The 18,133-nt window shown below is 57.7% G+C and carries 17 protein-coding genes; 13 read left to right on the top strand and 4 right to left on the bottom strand.

What is annotated here, in order from left to right:
* Nucleotides 1-726: 726 nt before the first annotated feature.
* Nucleotides 727-2,538, bottom strand: coding sequence for an HrpF/NolX family T3SS translocon protein (locus EJ077_RS02035; protein ID WP_245329904.1), 1,812 nt, complete (start codon nt 2,536-2,538; stop codon nt 727-729).
* 427 nt (nt 2,539-2,965) lie between these two features.
* Complete coding sequence (locus EJ077_RS02030) at nt 2,966-3,664, bottom strand: secretin N-terminal domain-containing protein (protein WP_095486058.1); 699 nt, start codon at nt 3,662-3,664, stop codon at nt 2,966-2,968.
* A 187-nt stretch (nt 3,665-3,851) separates the two neighbouring features.
* On the opposite strand from EJ077_RS02030, the gene EJ077_RS02025 reads away from it, so the two are divergent.
* Nucleotides 3,852-4,361 carry a nodulation protein NolB gene (locus EJ077_RS02025; RefSeq protein ID WP_095486057.1) on the top strand — a complete coding sequence of 170 codons (510 nt, stop codon included), beginning with the start codon at nt 3,852-3,854 and terminating at the stop codon, nt 4,359-4,361.
* A gap of 36 nt (nt 4,362-4,397) precedes the next feature.
* Entirely contained in the window at nt 4,398-5,234 is an 837-nt protein-coding gene (gene sctJ, locus EJ077_RS02020) for a type III secretion system inner membrane ring lipoprotein SctJ (protein WP_280953371.1), read from the top strand.
* Nucleotides 5,235-5,478: 244 nt separating this feature from the next.
* Here sctJ and EJ077_RS32490 read toward each other — a convergent pair whose 3' ends face one another.
* A complete protein-coding gene (locus tag EJ077_RS32490) occupies nt 5,479-5,700 on the bottom strand; it encodes a hypothetical protein (RefSeq protein WP_029354860.1) in 222 nt (73 codons plus the stop codon).
* A gap of 169 nt (nt 5,701-5,869) precedes the next feature.
* Between EJ077_RS32490 and sctL the strand changes: the two genes are divergently transcribed.
* From sctL to EJ077_RS01970, 9 genes are all read left to right on the top strand, one after another.
* Nucleotides 5,870-6,493, top strand: a complete 624-nt coding sequence (sctL, locus tag EJ077_RS02010; RefSeq protein ID WP_091595841.1) for a type III secretion system stator protein SctL — start codon at nt 5,870-5,872, stop codon at nt 6,491-6,493.
* Nucleotides 6,490-7,848, top strand: coding sequence for a type III secretion system ATPase SctN (sctN, locus tag EJ077_RS02005; protein WP_024505372.1), 1,359 nt, complete (start codon nt 6,490-6,492; stop codon nt 7,846-7,848). Before sctL ends, sctN begins: the two co-directional genes overlap by 4 nt.
* Nucleotides 7,824-8,336: a hypothetical protein gene (locus tag EJ077_RS02000; protein ID WP_095486055.1), complete on the top strand. Its 513-nt coding sequence runs from the start codon at nt 7,824-7,826 to the stop codon at nt 8,334-8,336. The genes sctN and EJ077_RS02000 overlap by 25 nt, the downstream gene beginning before the upstream one ends.
* Nucleotides 8,337-8,425: 89 nt before the next feature.
* Nucleotides 8,426-9,454 carry a type III secretion system cytoplasmic ring protein SctQ gene (gene sctQ, locus EJ077_RS01995; protein WP_126105039.1) on the top strand — a complete coding sequence of 343 codons (1,029 nt, stop codon included), beginning with the start codon at nt 8,426-8,428 and terminating at the stop codon, nt 9,452-9,454.
* Entirely contained in the window at nt 9,447-10,112 is a 666-nt protein-coding gene (sctR, locus tag EJ077_RS01990; protein ID WP_095486053.1) for a type III secretion system export apparatus subunit SctR, read from the top strand. The genes sctQ and sctR overlap by 8 nt, the downstream gene beginning before the upstream one ends.
* Before the next feature lie 2 nt (nt 10,113-10,114).
* Entirely contained in the window at nt 10,115-10,390 is a 276-nt protein-coding gene (locus EJ077_RS01985; RefSeq protein ID WP_024505375.1) for an EscS/YscS/HrcS family type III secretion system export apparatus protein, read from the top strand.
* Nucleotides 10,391-10,398: 8 nt separating this feature from the next.
* Nucleotides 10,399-11,217: a type III secretion system export apparatus subunit SctT gene (gene sctT / locus EJ077_RS01980; protein WP_126105038.1), complete on the top strand. Its 819-nt coding sequence runs from the start codon at nt 10,399-10,401 to the stop codon at nt 11,215-11,217.
* The gene (locus EJ077_RS01975) at nt 11,214-12,251 is read left to right on the top strand and encodes an EscU/YscU/HrcU family type III secretion system export apparatus switch protein (protein ID WP_029354843.1); all 1,038 of its coding nucleotides are present in this window, start codon (nt 11,214-11,216) and stop codon (nt 12,249-12,251) included. Before sctT ends, EJ077_RS01975 begins: the two co-directional genes overlap by 4 nt.
* 356 nt (nt 12,252-12,607) lie before the next feature.
* Complete coding sequence (locus EJ077_RS01970) at nt 12,608-13,411, top strand: hypothetical protein (protein WP_024505378.1); 804 nt, start codon at nt 12,608-12,610, stop codon at nt 13,409-13,411.
* A gap of 542 nt (nt 13,412-13,953) precedes the next feature.
* On the opposite strand, the gene EJ077_RS01965 is transcribed toward EJ077_RS01970, so the two are convergent.
* Nucleotides 13,954-16,068, bottom strand: a complete 2,115-nt coding sequence (locus EJ077_RS01965) for a hypothetical protein (RefSeq protein WP_245458617.1) — start codon at nt 16,066-16,068, stop codon at nt 13,954-13,956.
* 1,351 nt (nt 16,069-17,419) lie between these two features.
* Between EJ077_RS01965 and EJ077_RS01960 the strand changes: the two genes are divergently transcribed.
* Together EJ077_RS01960 and EJ077_RS31810 are read left to right on the top strand one after the other, a co-directional pair.
* Nucleotides 17,420-17,749, top strand: coding sequence for a hypothetical protein (locus tag EJ077_RS01960; protein ID WP_091595908.1), 330 nt, complete (start codon nt 17,420-17,422; stop codon nt 17,747-17,749).
* Between the two features lie 72 nt (nt 17,750-17,821).
* A complete protein-coding gene (locus tag EJ077_RS31810) occupies nt 17,822-18,064 on the top strand; it encodes a nodulation protein NopA (RefSeq protein ID WP_224570034.1) in 243 nt (80 codons plus the stop codon).
* Nucleotides 18,065-18,133 lie beyond the last annotated feature (69 nt).

The raw sequence follows: 18,133 nt of genomic DNA, 5'->3' as shown, positions 1-18,133 counted from the left end.
GACGGGATTATGGGGTGCGTAGCCTACTTGTCCTTTCCACATGACCAGCGACGATGGGGCGAAGGCGGCAGACATAGCTCTGGAGCATGCTGCGGTGTCTTTGGCCTGAAGCCGAGGAAGGCGGACCGTGGCTTCCGCGCCGCTGCCGGGAGCCCGCGAACAGGCCAAGTGGATCAGCCGGGTGTTGCCGTCATAGAGCGTGAGACGCAAAGCTGGCCAGCCGCGCCCTGAGGCTGACGCACCGCTCAGCGTCCACCTTGCTCTCGAAGCCCATCGGCATAGCGCCGATAACGACTTGACCGCGTGCGTGTCGACGAGCGATCGGTGAGCGCAAGGATCGAGGGTGCAGTGCAGGATAATGCTGTTTTAAATCAGCGCTGTTTTCAGCCGACTGCCTTGAGCGTGGGCACAAGGATATAGGCCCAAGGCAGGAGATCATCGTCTGGCTGTTCGGGAGGCCGCCCTGGGCGCGCGACAGCCGTTCCTTCGGCTGCGCCGCTCCGCCACCATCCGCGCCGTGCCTTCCGGAGACCATTCCCGCTGCCGGCCGGCGCCCGTGAAAACCTCGACCCGGCGCACCGGCTCGAGATGGCTGGGCTCAGCGTAACTCTGAAGTCGTCATATACCGAAGCCTTCACAGACTTCGGACATCCCCCTCACAGTCCGATCCAGATGGCGTCAGGAACACCGCGGCGCGCGAGCCAAAGCTTCCGCGCAAGGCGACGGCTAGGATAAGGCAATGCCGACGAAGGGCACATTGCTTGCCACACTCTGGAATGATGGCATGCTCGGCAGGCCTAGGTTTTGCTCAGGGCCGCCTGCAAGGCGCGCTTTGAGGTTATTCACATAGCCTTCTGCGTAGTCCTGCGCCGTCGAGACCGAAAGATCAATGCCTGCCGCCAAGGCCTCTTCCATCAGGTGCTTTACGAGCCCATTTCGAATGGCCAGCTTGACCTCGGGGCCTGCGATAAGGCCGATCGCCTGCGCGGCCATATTGAGGCCAGCTTCCTCCAGCGCTCGCTTCATATCGCCTCCGTTAATGGCCGTACGCAGGAGATTGGCTGCTTGCGACTCAGCCTCGAGAACCATCGAGGCAAGATCGGCTACTTGTCCGAGGCCCGGAATGAAGCTGAGCAGTCCCACCGCCGTTGCCGCCAAGTCGAGCACTTTCGTCTCGATTTTGAGCACGGAGTCGACGACGTGCATGACGGCCCCGCCGTTCTTTTTGGCTGACTTAATGTCAGGCTGGTCCATCAGGCCCATCTTCATGTCCGCGACGGCATTCTGCTCTTCTGCGGTTTGGGCGCCGTGGGTGATTGGCTGCTGAACGTTGCGGTTCGCAGACGACATGTTTGTGCAAAAATGGGCAAAGTCTTTTTTGCTGATATTGCCGGAATCAACCGTATGCCCGCCGCCAAAGTCGAAGAATTTATGATGGGTCTTATAGCCCGTGATCGAATTGTTCAGGAGGCCAAACAAAAGAGGATCTGAAAGGAGCTGAGAGGCTGCTTCCCGCACTTTCGGATCAAGGCTCTTGTCGTCTTTCATTTTCGCCAGTTTGTCGCGAGTCAGAACACCGCTTCCAAAGAACGTGTCCTGATGGTCCTTGATCATCTCGACCGTATTCAGCTCAGTTTGCGTGAGGCTCATCGACGATGAGGCGACTTGCAGGAAATCCTCTTTGTGCATCTTCCCTTTCGAGCCACCGCACAACTGGTTCCAAGCATCGGGGTGATCGAGGAAATATTGCGCCGCCGCAATGACCTGGGGCGGAAATTTGCCGTTTTTCGATTCGCCGCCGACCATTTTCTTGAACTCATCCAGACTCAGGTCCTTGGACAGATTTTCGGAGTACCGGTAAAACTCCCGCAAGGCATCGCTCAAAGTCATGACCGAAGGCTGCAAACCTCCGCTGCCGTCGGATGGTATGTAGTTCTGCTCGTAGCTTTGCGCTTGGGCTTCCTGAAATGCAGCAACTTGTGGGTGGTGGTTTGAAAATCCGGCCAAGTCCTTGGCGTTGATCTTGCCTCCACAGCGGCCGTCGCCCTGCGAGCCAATCGCATAAAAAAGTCCCGAATCCTGCTGCAGTCCCTGGATCGCCGCTTTCAGATCCGGTGGCGTAGAGGGATCATTGGCTTTGTCGGTCAACGACTTCCAAGTAAGCGGGCATTGGTCCTTGTGACGGTTGAGTACCGCAACAATCTGCAACTCAGCCGTGGTCAGCGACCCACCGTTCCACGTGATTCCGGGGCTCGGCCTGGGAGCCGGCTCGATCTTCGGGGTGACGCGGAGCAGATGTTGGGCTTCAGTCGCCTTGGAGCGTTGCGATTGGTCCTCCTTGAGAGCCGCCCTCATATTTGGCGGCAGCAGATCCAGTGGGTGTTGCTCCAAGCCCTTCAATGTCAATTCGACATCCGGTGCCAGATGGCCCAAAGGGTCCTGCCGCAAGTTATCCATTGTCGAATCAAGATTCGACGCTGGCAGATCCCCTTGCGCGAAAGAGCCGGGCTTGTCTGCCAGCACACAAGTGGACAGCATCGCTTCGAAGCACGATGCACTTTGCTGATGCTGGGTCGCAAAATGGGAAACTTTCAGGCCCGGCCAACCCCTTGCGGACTGTAGCGAATTTGAGCGGTAGAAAGTTGAAAGATTGCTGGCCGACATTATGCATCCTCAGACGTGACGTTGAAATCCCCACAAGAGACCCCGACAGAAGATCCCTTGCGTTTCACAAAATTCGACAATTCCAAGCGTCGGCAGGTCACGAATGCGCCTGCCCTGCCTTCAATTGCTGTGTTCCGGGCCGGCTCCAAGGTTCGGTCCAACACAATGGCCGGAGTCACCGCGAGAGCTGCCGGGACTCATCATGAGCGGATTAGCTTTCGAGAAACTGACGAGTTTGCGAAGAGTTCACAAAGGGGTAGCCGCAGTCATGTTCTTCAGAGCTGCGGGAAATCCTCAATGTTCATTTCTTGCCCAGCTCAGGCTTCCCGCCAACGCTATCCTGTTGTGGGATGTCAGAAGAATAAGAAGCATCCGGTCGTCCGTCGCGAACGACCGTAGTGGAGGAGCCACGAAACAAGATCAGCACTGATTCCTTTGGCGTGGCCGCTATGTGAGTCTGCGCCTGCGCCTCCGCCACCAAGCCGTTAAAGGTCTGCTCCACGAGTGCGACGAAGCGCGGTGGACCGGAAACGAAGACGAGGCCATTGCCTGGCACGGGTTTGACCACATAGCGCTCGTCGGAGATATCAAGCTTGTCGAGAGCCCCCTTGAACGCATCGAAGCGAATCGACGTCATCAAAAGCATTCGAGTTTGCGATTCTTGTGCAGCAGACACATAGAGTACAAGGCCGTCATAGTACCATTGGAGACCGTAAAGGTTCGTCAAGCGGTCGAGGAACGCGCGCGGTGGCAAATCAGGCATACGTCCGCGAATTCGCCCCTTCACCGCAGGACTGATGTTGACCCTGATATTCAGGTTGTTGCCGAATTCCTGCAACGCTGCAGCGAGTTCCTGATCCAGAACCGTGTATCTATAGGGTGTCGCCGGAAGGGACAGCGGGACTGCGTGCGCCGGTTGAATCCCGGTGGACAGAAAAAACCCGGCACAAAGAAGTCTCAAAACATGCAGGGTGACGGGTTGGATAAGCGTTCTCGGCATGTCGCACTGATAAACCAAACGCTGAAATCATCACAAGTGACTAAATTGCCGAAGAGATTTTAGATTGTCGAAATGACGCCGCCGTTAGTCAGCTTGTTGTCAGCTTGCCCCCCTAGGAGTGTTGCGCCGACACCGGGTGATGAATGGGCGGGGCTCGCCCGGTCAGAGAGAGCAACCGAGTCCTTACATGATGATGCCTGTCACGTCGATCTCTGCCACTCTAACGGCTGGCCTCCCCAGGGTCGGATCACCGTCGATTGTCGAGCAGGCCCAGTTTGAGCGCGCCTTAGGGCATGCAGCCGACTCGCTGAAAAACGATGCCGCCGCGGGGCCAGCGAGTGCGGCGCCAGTTGCTGCGGCGATGGATGTTCAGCGCGCGGCTGCGCCGACGAGCGGCATGGGCGATCGCGTGTTGCAGACGATTTCCTCCCTATATCCACACAATACTGTTTCCTTCCCCGCGCTCGACCATGACATAGCCCTTTCGAAGGGCGCTCTACCGGGACCGGCGCAGAAGCTTCCCGTCCCAGGTGAGGCGGGAACCGGAATCTCGGGCATTCCTCAACAAGGGCAAGACTTCGAAATGATGATGGCTGGTCTTCGGGATGTTTACAACGGCGTCACCCAGGTGGCGCTTATCTCCAAAGGCGTCAGCGGCGTCACATCATCCGTGAATAAACTTTTGAAGGAAGGCTGAACCGCGCGCATGATTGGCTTGGCCGAGGGCGAAATCATGCGTGGCCTGTCAGGGTGGCGGTCGGTTAGACTTGTCATGCTGCCAGTTCTCGTCGCCCTCACTGCTTGCAAAGCCGACCTCTACACGCAATTGCAAGAGCGTGAGGCAAATGAAATGCTCGCACTTCTTGAAGACAACGGGGTCGCCGCGATCCGGGTGGTCGCCAAGGATGGAACCAGCACGATCCAGGTTGACGAAAAGCTGCTCGCCTTCTCAATCAACCTTCTGAACGCCAAGGGGTTGCCGCGCCAATCCTTCAAGAACCTCGGTGAGATATTCCAAGGATCAGGCCTGATTGCCTCGCCGACCGAGGAGCGTGCCCGTTACGTGTATGCCCTGAGCGAAGAGTTGTCGCGGACGATCAGCGATATCGATGGCGTTTTTTCTGTACGTGTTCACGTCGTGCTGCCGCATAACGACCTTGTGCGAGCCGGCGCCACGCCATCCTCGGCCGCGGTGTTTATCAGGCACGACGCCAAAACAAATGTCGCGGCTCTGCTGCCAAAGATAAAGATGCTGGTAGCCGACAGCATCGAAGGCTTGTCCTACGATAAGGTGGAAGTGGTTTTGGTGCCGGTAGAACGGTCCGCACACGAGCAACGGCCCGATCCGACTGCTGTTTTGCCACAAGCATCAACACCTCTTCCTGCGCCAATTCTGGCGACCGTGACAGGTTTTGCCGCAGCCGTATTCGCAGTGGCCTGTTATCTCTTGGGCAGCGTTGCTACGCGTCGGCGCAAGCAATCAACCGGCGTTTCCAAGGTCGAGGGGCGCCGGGATGCTTCTGCTGTCGAGGCCATTCGCAAAAGAATGCCTGCAATTGGACGTGGGTGACATCTCATTGCCAATGCCTATACAGACCGCCCGACCTGATGGTCCGCACCAATTGCGTTTTCCGGGCGCGAGCGAGCTTGCGGCTTCGGCCCATCCGACCCGTCTAGCGGCGCGTCTTGATCCAGCGTTATCGGCAGAAACGTTAGTGAAGTTGCAGAAGTGTTCCAGACTGCATCCAAGGCTGGCAGAATTGCTGGGCAACTATGACGTGGATCTGAACCACATCGGCTGCAGGCCGGACCTTCTACGCGGGCACGATCCATATCGAGCTGCCCTTCTTGCTGGTAGTATCTGGCATGCCCGTTCGCTGGTCGCGTTTGTCTCTCAGCCTGAGCTTGCCATCCTTGTTAAACGCATCGGCGTGGATGCACACGCATTCGGAATCCGACACCTGCTGCATGCCGTTGAGAACAGACTGATCGCGGACCCAGAAAAACTCGCTCAGCAAATCGAATACGATGGACATGCATGTCTTGGGGCTTGGCTCCAGGACAGTTCAGCGACCGAGCGTAACCGCGTGCTTCTTCGGTTGCCCGAGGGACTGCCGCGGAGACTCCAGCACCTGAGCATTGGACCGCCGCCGGCCAATTGCTTTCACTTGTACTAGCTCATTTTGAGACAGAGACCCCGGTGAAATGACAGCCGAACTTTCCGAGGGGCCAATAGCGCCGCAGATGCGTCCAATCGGACCACTGATACCCGCGAGCGAGCTCGAAACCTGGCACAGCGCCGCGCAAGCGCTTGCCGCGGCAGAACGGCATCGGCAGCGCGTTCGAAACTGGGCACGCGCCGTTTACCAGCGGGCGTGGGTGCGCGGCCACATGGAGGGCTCGAATGCAGGCACCGAGGAGATGGCAGGGCTGATTGCGGAGACAATCTCCGAAATCGCGCGACGAAAGGCGGCTCTGGAGCAGGAATTGCCGCAGCTCGTGATGGAAATATTGAGCGATCTTATCGGCGCTTTCGATCCGGGCGAGCTACTGGTGAGGGCTGTTCGTCACGCCATAGAGTGTCAATACAGCGGCGCCGAAGTTTGCCTTCATGTTTCTCCCATGCAAGTCGACATGCTTGCACGAGAGTTTGCTCGATGCGACGGCCAGGATGGTCGACCAAGGGTGCGGATCGAGCCCGACCCGACGTTGTCGCCGCAACGGTGCGTGCTGTGGAGCGAGTACGGCAATGTCGACCTGGGACTTGACGCCCAGATGCGCGCGCTGCGCCTTGGTTTCGGGACGCTATGTGAAAAAGGCGAGCTATGAGAAAGCCCGTCCCAGAACATAACGCTGACGCCGACACTCGAGCTCTCGTTCCAGCAATCTCGTCTTTGAGGGCTGCGGCCAAGCGAATTGACACGCGTGCGGTGCGCGGTCGGATCACGCGGGCTATCGGCACACTGGTTCATGCCGTCTTGCCAGATACTCGTATTGGGGAACTTTGCCTCCTAGAGGACCCGCGAACCGGGCTGTCGCTCGAGGCCGAGGTGATCGGCCTGTCGGGTGATGGTGTATTGCTGACACCGATCGGGGACTTGGTGGGCCTATCCAGCCGCGCAGAGGTCGTGGCCACTGGCCGAATGCGTGAGGTGCCCGTCGGCGGCGATTTGCTCGGTCGCGTGATCGACAGTCGTTGCCGCCCATTGGACGGCAAAGGCGAAATCAAGACCGTCGAAACTCGGCCCCTGCATGGCAGAGCCCCCAATCCGATGACGAGGCGCATGATTGAGCGGCCATTCCCGCTTGGGGTCCGTGTCCTCGATGGTCTGCTGACGTGCGGCGAGGGCCAGCGGATCGGGATTTATGGCGAGCCAGGTGGTGGCAAGTCGACGCTGTTGTCACAGATCGTAAAGGGTGCCGCCGCTGACGTCGTCATAGTGGCGCTCATAGGCGAACGTGGACGGGAAGTTCGTGAATTCATCGAAAGGAATCTTGGTGAAGAGGGCCTTCTCCGTACGGTCGTCGTGGTTGAAACCTCCGACCGCTCGGCGGTGGAGCGTGCGCAATGCGCTCCAATGGCGACTGCGCTCGCGGAATATTTTCGCGATCAGGGCCTACGCGTTGCTCTCATGCTGGATTCGCTGACGCGCTTCTGCCGCGCTATGCGCGAAATAGGCCTTGCTGCGGGTGAGCCGCCGACGCGACGGGGCTTTCCTCCTTCCGTTTTTGGCATGCTGCCAGGCCTGCTCGAGCGCGCCGGCATGGGTGAGCGGGGCTCAATCACGGCCTTCTATACGGTGCTTGTAGAGGGTGATGGCACGGGTGATCCAATCGCCGAGGAATCGCGTGGTATTCTCGATGGCCATGTCATCCTCTCACGCGCTATTGCGGCGCGATCGCATTTCCCCGCTATTGATGTGCTGCAGAGTCGCAGCCGCGTCATGGATGCAGTCGTTTCGGGGACACATCGCAAGGCAGCATCCATTTTCCGCGAGCTCCTATCGCGCTATGCCGAGACCGAGTTCTTGATCAATGTTGGCGAATACAAGCCAGGTGGAGATCCCCTGACTGACCGGGCCGTCGCGTCAATCGACGAACTGAGGGAGTTTCTGCGCCAGAGCGAAGATGACGCGTCAGATTTCGAGGAGACGGTCGCATGGATGTCGCGTCTGACCGCGTGAACTGGGTTCAGTCTTCGAGGTTACGGCTTCTGAAGGAAATGCAAGAGCGTCGTGCCCTTGGCGAGCTGTCCAAGAAGGAAGCCCAGCGCGATGTGGCCGCCTCAGCCGTACAAAATGCCTCTAGGGAGCTTGCAATGATACAGCAACATTGTTCAAGAAAAGAAGCAGCGCTCTATCAGCATCTGATGTCACTCGACAACTTGTCTAGCGCAGCGCTCGACCGTCACCGCCTTCACACTGAACAGCTTGCCGCTGAGATCAATTCCAGACGGCAGATGCTTGATGATACCCAAATCGCTCAAGAGGAGGCTGAGATGGCGGCGTCCAGGACGAGGGAGCTATGGGTCATATGTTCGGCGGCAAGGGACAAATGGCAACAAATCGAGGACGACGTGCGGCGCGCCGTCGAGACTCATTCGGAGGCCGCAGCCGAGATCGAGGCCGACGATGAGATACTGCTGAAATATGCGAGGGGGTCGCTTGCCTAAATGCCGCGCAACCGGATCCGACGGTCGCAAGAGGTCGTCCGAATGACACGACCGTGCAGTCTTTGATAGGCGCTGCGGTCACACCCGCCATGTTCGAACCAGTTCTGAAACTGTCCCGCACGGTTGTCTCGTGGCTCAATGATACAGGAGCGCCGCGCACGCCGTTTCAAAGCCGGATCAACGAGGTGCCGCTATCGGTGCGAACGGCAGGGCTTGTCTGGCAGCAGGAACCTGCTGCCATTCCGATGCTTGACTGCGTCTGGAGAGTGGGAGCCGAAACGGTCATCTTGTCACTGTCGCGCCCGCTCGTAGAGGAGTTCATCACGACAGTGCAGAACGGCTTGGCCTTCCCTTCCGAGCCAACTGCTTCGCTAATTCTCGAACTCGCTCTGGAGCCGCTTGTCACTCGACTGGAGGAGACGACGCGTCTGAACGTGCAACTCGTGCGGGTATGCGAAGCCACGATGCTGGCTCCTCATCTTGAACTCGACATCATTTTCGGCGCGGTCAAGGGCAAGGGCCGTCTATTCCTGTTCACGCCTCTTGACGGCTTAGTACCGCCTGCGTTTCGCGCGCTAGGCGAACTGCTTGCCCAGTTGCCGCGGCAGCTGGGCGGGCTGCCTCCAGAGCTCCCGCTCATTGTTGCAGGAGAGGTCGGCACGCTTCGCCTTCCTGCGGCGCTTCTTCGAAGCGCATGTGTCGGTGATGCATTGTTGCCCGATATTGCGCCGTTCGGCCGCGGCCAGATCACCCTAGCTGTCGGCCAGTTGTGCGCCGAGGCGGATCTTGACGGCGATGAATTAATCTTGCGGGGGCCTTTCCGCCCGCGACCGTGTCCTTTGGAGAGTGCGCATATGACACAACCCGGATCGCAACTGGAGCTTACTAAGGATCTCGACGATGTCGAGATCGTGCTTGTCTTTGAATGCGGCCGCTGGCCTATTTCTCTTGGGGAATTAAGAAGTGCCGGCGAAGGGCATATTTTTGAACTTGGATGGCCGATCGACGGCCCGGTCGACATAGTGGCCAATGGTCAGCGTATCGGGCGTGGCGACATTGTCCGCATCGGAGAAGAGCTGGGCATCAGGCTCCGTGGCGGGTTTGCATGCAATGAGTGAAGCTCAGCCGACAATCCTGGCGCTTCTTGCGGTTACCGCCGGACTCGGTCTGCTGGTTTTAGCAGTTGCCACGACAACGGCCTTTGTAAAGGTATCAATTGTTCTTTTCCTCGTCCGCAATGCGCTCGGGACCCAGACCATACCACCCAATGTGGTGCTGTACGCCGCGGCGATGATCCTCACTATGTTCGTTAGTGCGCCCGTTGCTGAGCAGACCTATGACCGCATGTCGGATCCCAAGCTCCACTATCAGACATTCGACGACTGGGTAAGCGCCGCTAAAGCCGGAAGTGAGCCCTTGCGCGAGCATCTCAAGAAATTCACAAATGAAGAGCAGCGGCGATTTTTCCTATCTTCGACAGAAAAGGTCTGGCCAGAGGAAATGCACGCTGCAGCCACGCCTGATGACTTTGCAATACTTGTACCATCTTTCTTGCTATCAGAATTGAAGCGCGGATTTGAGATGGGATTTCTACTTTATCTGCCTTTTATTGTTATAGATCTGATAGTGACAACTATCTTGATGGCAATGGGTATGTCGATGGTCTCACCAACTGTTATATCTGTCCCGTTCAAGATCTTTTTGTTTGTTGCCATTGATGGTTGGTCAAAATTGATGCATGGGCTTGTGCTGAGTTATACGTTACCGGGAGGCTGATCATCACTGAATCCAGCATCATTACTCTTATGAGCCAATCACTGGTGGTTTTCATGATCTGGATTCTACCGCCGCTCATTGCATCAGTGGTTGTCGGCCTCGTTATCGGCATCCTCCAGGCGGCGACGCAGATCCAGGATGAAAGCTTGCCGCTCACCGTGAAGCTTCTGGTCGTTGTCGCGGTGATTGGGCTGTTTGCTCCTGTGCTAAGCGCCCCGCTCATAGAGCTAGCCGATCAGATCTTCACCGAGTTTCCCGCAATGACACTTAGCTACTAGTCCTCCCCATGGACGCGCTATCGGCCGATATTCAAATTCTGATCCAGACGGCTCTCGAACTCGTCGTTGCGGCAGGTCTTGGGGCAGCCCGCGCGATGGGCATCATGCTGATCTTTCCCGTATTCACACGCTCGCAGATCAGTGGGCTGATCCGGGGCTGTTTGGCTGTTGGCTTCGCACTACCATGCCTGGCACACGTCAGCGGCGGATTGCCGGCGCTGGATTCTGATACACGCCTGATCCAGCTAACCCTGCTCGGATTCAAGGAAGTTTTTGTCGGTGTACTCCTTGGCACTTTTCTTGGCATTCCGCTTTGGGGCCTTCAGGCTGCCGGGGAGCTTATCGACAACCAACGCGGCATCAGCAGCCCGACCGCTTCGGCCGATCCCGCGACGAACAGTCAGGCTTCCGCGATGGGCGTTTTTCTGGGGATCACTGCGATTGCCATATTCGTCGGATCAGGAGGCCTGGAAACTTTGATCAGTGTCCTGTACCGCAGCTACTTGATTTGGCCGGTGTATCAGTTTCACCCGACACTGAGCGGGCCAGGAGCAATGGAGTTGTTGGGGCTTCTCGACAGCATAATGCGCACGGCATTATTGGTATCGGGGCCTGTCGTGTTCTTCCTGATACTGATTGATATATCGATGATGCTGCTGCGTCGCTTTGCCCCGCAATTTAAGGCGAGCCAACTGTCTCCGGCAATCAAGAACATTGTCTTTCCAGTTCTCATGGTCACCTACGCTGCCTATCTGGTGGAGAGCATGAAACTGGAGGTCACACGTGCCAACGGCGTGCTGGAGTGGTTCGACAAATTGCTGCCATGAGCGACACAAGTGAAGAGAAGACACACGCCGCCAGCCCGAAGAAGTTAAGTGAAGCGCGCAAAAAAGGACAGCTGCCACGTAGCTCCGATTTCGTCCGCGCGGTCGGGACTTGCGCTGGGCTCGGCTACCTTTGGCTAAGAGGCAGCGTGATCGAGGACAAATGCCGGGAAGCGCTCCTATTAGCCACCAAGTTGCAGAGCCTACCTTTCGATACCGCGGTGCCGCAGGCATTGGTTGTGCTCGTCCAACTCACCGTCGCGGCTGTTGGCCCGCTGCTTGGAACCCTCGTCGCCGCGGTGATTTTGGCCAGCCTGCTAGCCAATGGTGGATTTGTCTTCTCTCTGGAGCCGATGAAGCTCAGCTTTAAGAAAATTGACCCCTTTGAAGGGCTGAAGCGCTTGGGGTCTGCTCGTTCCATGGTCGAAGTCTGCAAGACCATGTTCAAGGTATTGGTTCTCAGCGCAACCTTTTCCATTGTCCTTCTCGGGATGTGGAAGACAATGGTCCCTCTGCCGATCTGCGGCATGGGCTGTGTTGGCCTCATCTTTATGGAGACAAAATTGCTGATGGGAATTGGCGCCGGCGCACTGCTGGTCGGCGGACTGATCGATCTCCTGCTCCAGCGCGCGTTGTATCTGCGCGAAATGCGCATGACCAATACCGAAGTGACGCGCGAGTCGAAGGATCAGCAAGGAGCGCCAGAGTTGAAAGGTGAACAGCGTCGCATCCGCGAGGAGGCGGCCGACGAGCCTGCGCTTGGCGTGCATCGCGCCACGCTGGTCTTAACAGGAAGGGCGGTCCTGATCGGTCTGCGTTACGTTCGCGGTGAAACCGGGGTGCCGTTCTTAGTTTGCCGTGCCGAAGGTGAGCGCGTTTCACATGTGTTGAGTGAGGCGCGGGCACTACGCCTGACGATCGTCCATGACCATGTCTTAGCGCGTCAGCTGATAAGCACTACAAAACTCGGCCACGCGGTTCCTATGCAATATTTCCAGCCTGTCGCGAAAGCATTCTTTGCCGCAGGCTTGGCCTAGTCATTGGAAGTCCACGACTGCCCAGTTCAAAACTGACCTGGCTCCATGCTAGTGGCAAATGTCGGCTGGCCATCCGTGCCCCAGTGTCTCTGCCAGGCCAACCGCGCAACCGCGGGCCTGGGGCAATCACTCCCCTCGGATCTGCCACCCAGCAACTACGGCAAGTCCTCCGGGCATGACCTTGCAGCCTCTGCTGGCCGGTGCGTGGCGCAGTCCGAGGTTTTGAGGCCGGCAGTGCGGATTTGATTGGTGCAGCCGTTGGAATGCCCTCGTCAGCTAGTCGTCAACTAAGCGCCCTATGTTGAACAGCCGTGCTAACTTGAGCTCGGTTGCGAAACATAGGAGTACGAATCGTCATGTATGGTCGAATTGGTGGCTCATCCGATAGTTACCGCGCGCATAATGCCGGCGAGCAATCGGATGCAGGAAGCGAAGGGTTCGCGGACACATTTGCCCGAATGCACTTATCCGGATCGGAAGGTAGCGGCGCCTCATCATCGGCGGCTCCCCAAGCATACTCCCTCAATTCCCGACCTCCTGTGGTGGAGATCAACAGGACTTCCTTCAGGAGACAGGTGAGGCAATTTCATGGTGATGAAATCACGCACATCGCCGACAATCCTCAAGAGTATTCGGAGTTCGTATCGTCACGAGCCAGGCGCACCGCGGACGTTGCTCAGCAATATGGCATCCGTCGAGATACGGAGCACGCGCGATATTTCAGTTACCAATTGGGAGACCGGAGTGCCGGACTGCTGAGAATGGAAGGCGGATTCAGCATGAACGAGTTCGAATCGGAAAGTTGGCGGGAACAATTTCCTGGTCGAACTGAGGTCACTTCCATAGTGGATCTTCAAGTCGCCCATCCGCTCGTCGAAAATGCGGGCGATATTCTGCTGGAGCATCAACTTCGGATAGACGGCGACCGACCGTTGCTGAATTGGCGTGCGGCTAATCCGGAAGCACAAGCGCGCGCGCAGACGATGGGGTTTGTTGAAGTGGATCATGGCGACCTGGTGCTTGACCCTACGCAGCATCCCGACAAATGGACGAAGAACAGTGCCGGTGAGTGGCAGCGTGCAGGCAAACCTCCACTCTATCTCCACAAAACCGAGGACAGCGACAGCAGCGATAGCGGGTCCGACGACGATTTCATGTGATTTGTCGACCCGCCGCCGAGCCTTGCAACTGGTGACGGTTGCAAGGCTGTTGGCAGTGAATGCTAATTGTCCGGCGACAGCCCCGCCTTAGCGCCAGCGCCGCCGAGCAATCCAGCCCATCTCCCAGACAATAAACTGCGGATGCGCATCGTGGGTGCTTGCGAGCGGATTGTATTCGGGCCGGAACTCCGCCTCTTGGATACGAGCTCTCCCGAATCCAATTTTCTCCACCACACCGTTGGGTCGTTGCGATGCGCCGATCCCGATCGGATCGGCTATGCCTGCTCCGCGCTCGCAGGAAGACCTTCCGCCTCGATCTTGGCGGCGCGATCTCGGCGATAAGTTGGATGGGAGGCAAGATACGCCGCCACGTCAACAGCAGGTAACGCGACATCGCAAATCGGCCCTGACGGTAGCCGATCGACTCCAATCGCCGGACCGCAACTCGCGCAGCGGCATTCGCGGTTTGGCCAGGAGAAATGCTCGCTGACTCACAGCGTGGCCGGCCGCATTCTGCCCTAGACCCCAAAGTACGTGCCCTGTCATGCAGCCTGCGCCGACGGGAGCTCGGCACGCGAATGGCGTGGTTGGCGGCCAAGCCCCGAGGTCAACAAGGACTTACAGAAAGCGGGGGTGAGTTTGCCGCGATGAATTATGACCTTCTCGCGACCGGACCTAGCATCGGCTTCCTCTCGCTCTCGATTGTAGCCGCGCTGTTCGTTGGATTTAACGTGGCAAGCGGTGAATTCGGAATCAGCCAGCCCTTCCAAGTTTCTGGCCATGACGGGGCGACTCGTGTGGATGTGCACCCACATCGGGCTCGGCATCGCACCATTGACCAGCATCTCGGGCTGCAGCTTCATCTCAAACAGCTTTCCTGGCTCGCCACGCAGCGCGACCGGTGCCTCCGGCGGCATCAATTCGTCGGCATTGCACAAATGTTCCAGGTATTTTTGCGCCGGAAATGCGTAGGTCTTCATGCAATCAGTCGTAATGCCGGCTTTTCCTTCATTCAATGCGTTGGCCTGTCCCAGCACCATGTTCAGCAACCCTTTGAGCTGGTCTGTGCGTTCGTGCACTTTGGGTAGCTGGGTGGAGGTGAGTAGCAGGCGTACATTACGCCCCTGCAACCCGGCGAGACAGGTTTGCATCTCAATGGCCTGGGCTCGCAGGTACTGGGCCACATCGTCCACGACCTTACCGGCCTCCTCAGGCTTCATCTGGCGCACTTGGGAGACGACGCTTTGCTGACCGGCCAGATCGAACTGCAAAAGTTCGTCCAATCGTTTGAGCCGCTCCGTCAATACCTCCATTGACAACGCGGCGCCCCCGATTGTCGAGCCTGCCCCCGACGAACTCGCAGCCACCTCTTGCGCTCTCACCTGTGTACTCGCAACTTGATCCGAGCGCGCGAGAACCTTGGCTGCTGGCACTGTGCCGGCGTTCGCAGCGACTGGTGTTGATGGCTGCCCGGCGGCAGAAGTCCCGGCGCGAGCTGCCGACTTATGCTTTGACTTCCCTTTCCTTCGCGCTGTAGTGCCTTCTGACACTGCAGCCGTACCAGCAGTGTCAGCCGGTATCGCAGCGCCTGCCCTGGCCGGCATCGCAGCGCCCGCCTGGGCCTGTGGCGCCATGATGGCTGACGGCGGAGACTGCAGGTTCAACAAGTGCATGGCATCGTGCGCAGTGATCCATGCATCGTCCACGATCCGTTCGAACAGTTTCAATGGGAGGCCGGCATCTGGGTAGGTATGGCTTAGCTTGGTATGCACCTCGTGCAACGCCAATCCAAAATCCGAAAGCCGCTCCATGATTTTTTCTACAACCGCGCAATCATGAGCGTTGAGTGCTTTGCCATCATCCATTATGCCCTTCGCCAAAGAGAGGGCGCGAAGAGCTTCTTGACCGGCGCTTGCCATCAGCTGCACCACTCCATTTCGACCGACGAGGAGTTCCTTCAAATCTGGCTCGAACCTGCTCGCCCGCAGTTCAATCTTGGCCCGCGCAAGACCGATCCGCTCACGGACCAGCCAGATCCTGACACTCAGTACCGAGCCGGCACGCAGCCGCAGTGCGCACCGCTCGGCTTCCCGCATCACGGGCGTTCCACTGGATAGGCTAGCGGTGGCAGCGCAGGCGGATCGCTGCCGTTCGGAGCGCCATACCTTTTTTTCCCACCACTTAATTGCCGCCGTATGGTGGTTCTCCACATTTAAAATCAACAGCTCCTGCCGGTCCGCCTGGGAGTAGGAGTAGAGTTTATCGACCATACCTGCCGCTTTCTTGGTCTTTTTGTCCAATTTCGTGATCGTCGACAGGCCAAGTTTGTCTACTTCATTCGCGGCGTCGCACACGATCTGGCAACATCTACGCACCTTGTCGTCTGGCATAATTGTCTGCGCCTCAGCCGCAGGCAGGCTAGCGCGGTACTCCAGAATTGCTGAGGCTGCATCGACGACCCGACTGATCAGCTCCACCGCCTCCTCGGGGACGTCGGTTTTCCTGGCCGCAGCCTCGCAATCAGTCAGTTGTTGAACAAGACTGTTCATTCTGAGCTGTGTCGGACTGATATCTTCATTTGACGATGAGCTGGTGCCTTCCACCTGCGCGGTTGATAGTTGGCTACCGACCGGCGCCATGGCTTCGCCCTCAGACATGGAGGGAGAACCGCGCCGCCTTGCGGCTGCGCCACGTGGCGCTACGGTTCCGCGTGGTGGCGCAGCGGCTCCACGTGGCGGTGCGTTCAGGATTTGATCTTCGCCAATCGAGGCGCCTGGCAGACTTTCGCGGGCATCGCCTGGACCGCGCGCAACTGGAAGGGAGGAGGGCCTCCTATCGGCGTCCCCAGAGCGCATCTGCTCCACAACGGAATCGAATGACTGTCCACCTTCTCCCGCAGCAAGACTTGATTGCGAAAGGGAACTGCTCGCCCGCCCCGCGCGGCTGGCTCCAGTTTCAGCCTGCGATTTCCGTGGTCGGCCAATGCCCTTCATATTGCGTCTCCGTAGTAGGCGAGAATGTGCTGCTATTGTGCTGGCGGCTGACGAGACCAGCGGCATCTTTCGGTTAACGTCACGGTCAGCCAGACCCGCGACGGCGTAATGTTCCCGCCAAAGTGCTTCTCAGTAGCAGGCCAAGATTGGCCCGAGCTCACAGGACTTTCGCAACGTTGCCATCGATGTCCTGAGATTATCAGCGCTTCAGTCCGCCGATTTCCAGGAACAGCGAATGAAATCAGACCAACTCGGCTAGCTCCCCTTCCTAGACACGTGCCTGACGATTTTATTGATGCGTCACTCCTCTCGTTCGCCACCGACAAAGTCACACATTTGCTTCAGAGAAGCGTGTGCGTTGCGTATCGCGCGGGAAACCATTTCGATCTATAGTTACAAAAAGTGTCGAGACGGGACCTTTGGATCCGAAGGTCAGGCACGGCCGGCCTAGATAGACCGCTTGGCTGACGATTAGCTGACGATGGGAGTTCTCACGAACAGGGCAAGAAAATCCGACCGCTTCAAGCTTTCGATATGGTGAGAAGAGGATCCGCACCGGCCTCCCAAAGCCGGCAGACCATCCCATGTTCGTACGGTCGCCGACCTTCTCGAAGCCAATGAGCTCACCGCGCCGGGCCGTGATGTGCAGGCGAGAGAATGGTGATGCAAAGACCGAGTTCCTGCTCGTTGCGTGCGCCCGTGGAGCCAGCAAGAATACGGTCATTGCGGTCATGCAGCACGTGGACCGTGTCTCCTGTTCGACACCACAGCATCGAGGATGCAAACGAGCTGCTGCGGCTGCCATTCGGTCGCGGCATGCGTGGACGGCGGGATTGGCCGAACAGCCGAGATCGTGGTCGACTGTTCGATGCGAGAGCAACATCCTGCAGAGCATACGTTTTTGCGCTGGCCGGTTTTTGTCAAAAGCCGTCAGGTTCTCGAAAGCTCCCGCCCTTAGCTTGATCGAGGTTAACCTTTAACACGTCGCCGCCAATGGCAAATGCCGGAGTACCTGATGATAGCAGCAATTGGGAGTGGAGTTGGCAACCTCGGGACTTCCTTGATCCGAAAGGGCCATGGGGATTCGAAATCCGAGCATTCTGGTGATGGCAAGCCGGCTGGTGGCAATGATGGCAAGCCAGCTGGTGGGAATGATGGCAAGCCAGCTGGCGGGAACGATCGGGCGGATAACCGGACCGTTTCAAATGATCAACTTCAAGACAACTCACAGTCTGCAGCACAAAGTGAAGCCTTCCAAAGTATCCTGCGATCGTTCGCGTTCCAATTCGCGAACGATGCGATGGCTGAGGCCGATGAAGCTTTGGATGACACAGAAGATGCCTGACGCGGGAAAATCCGGCGTGAGGTCATACAGGCCGTTATTGACGGCACAACTCCAACAGAAAAAGGAATGATCATGGCTGCAGTTGATAATAATAAAAAATCAGGCAATACCAATACCAGTAGCGCCGGCAATACCGATAAAACTAACAGTGGCACTCCCGGCAATACAAGCGGAGCTGATGCTACTGCTTTTCAGGCGCAAGTGCAGGAACTAACCAATGTTAGCTTGGAGGCGACGAAAAGGAGTGTCCAGTTGCGCACTCTAACGACCAATCTCCAGACCATCAAGAAGGCCGCCGACGAACGCGTTTCGTAATGTCGGAAGCGGGTTTTAGACTGCCCCTAGCGCGTCTCCTTATTGACGCGACGTAGTCCCGAAATGAGC

It is taken from the genome of Mesorhizobium sp. M8A.F.Ca.ET.057.01.1.1 (genome assembly GCF_003952565.1).
Lineage (GTDB): Bacteria > Pseudomonadota > Alphaproteobacteria > Rhizobiales > Rhizobiaceae > Mesorhizobium.
Note: the sequence above shows the minus strand (reverse complement) of the source record. Positions and strands in the feature narration are given on the sequence as shown.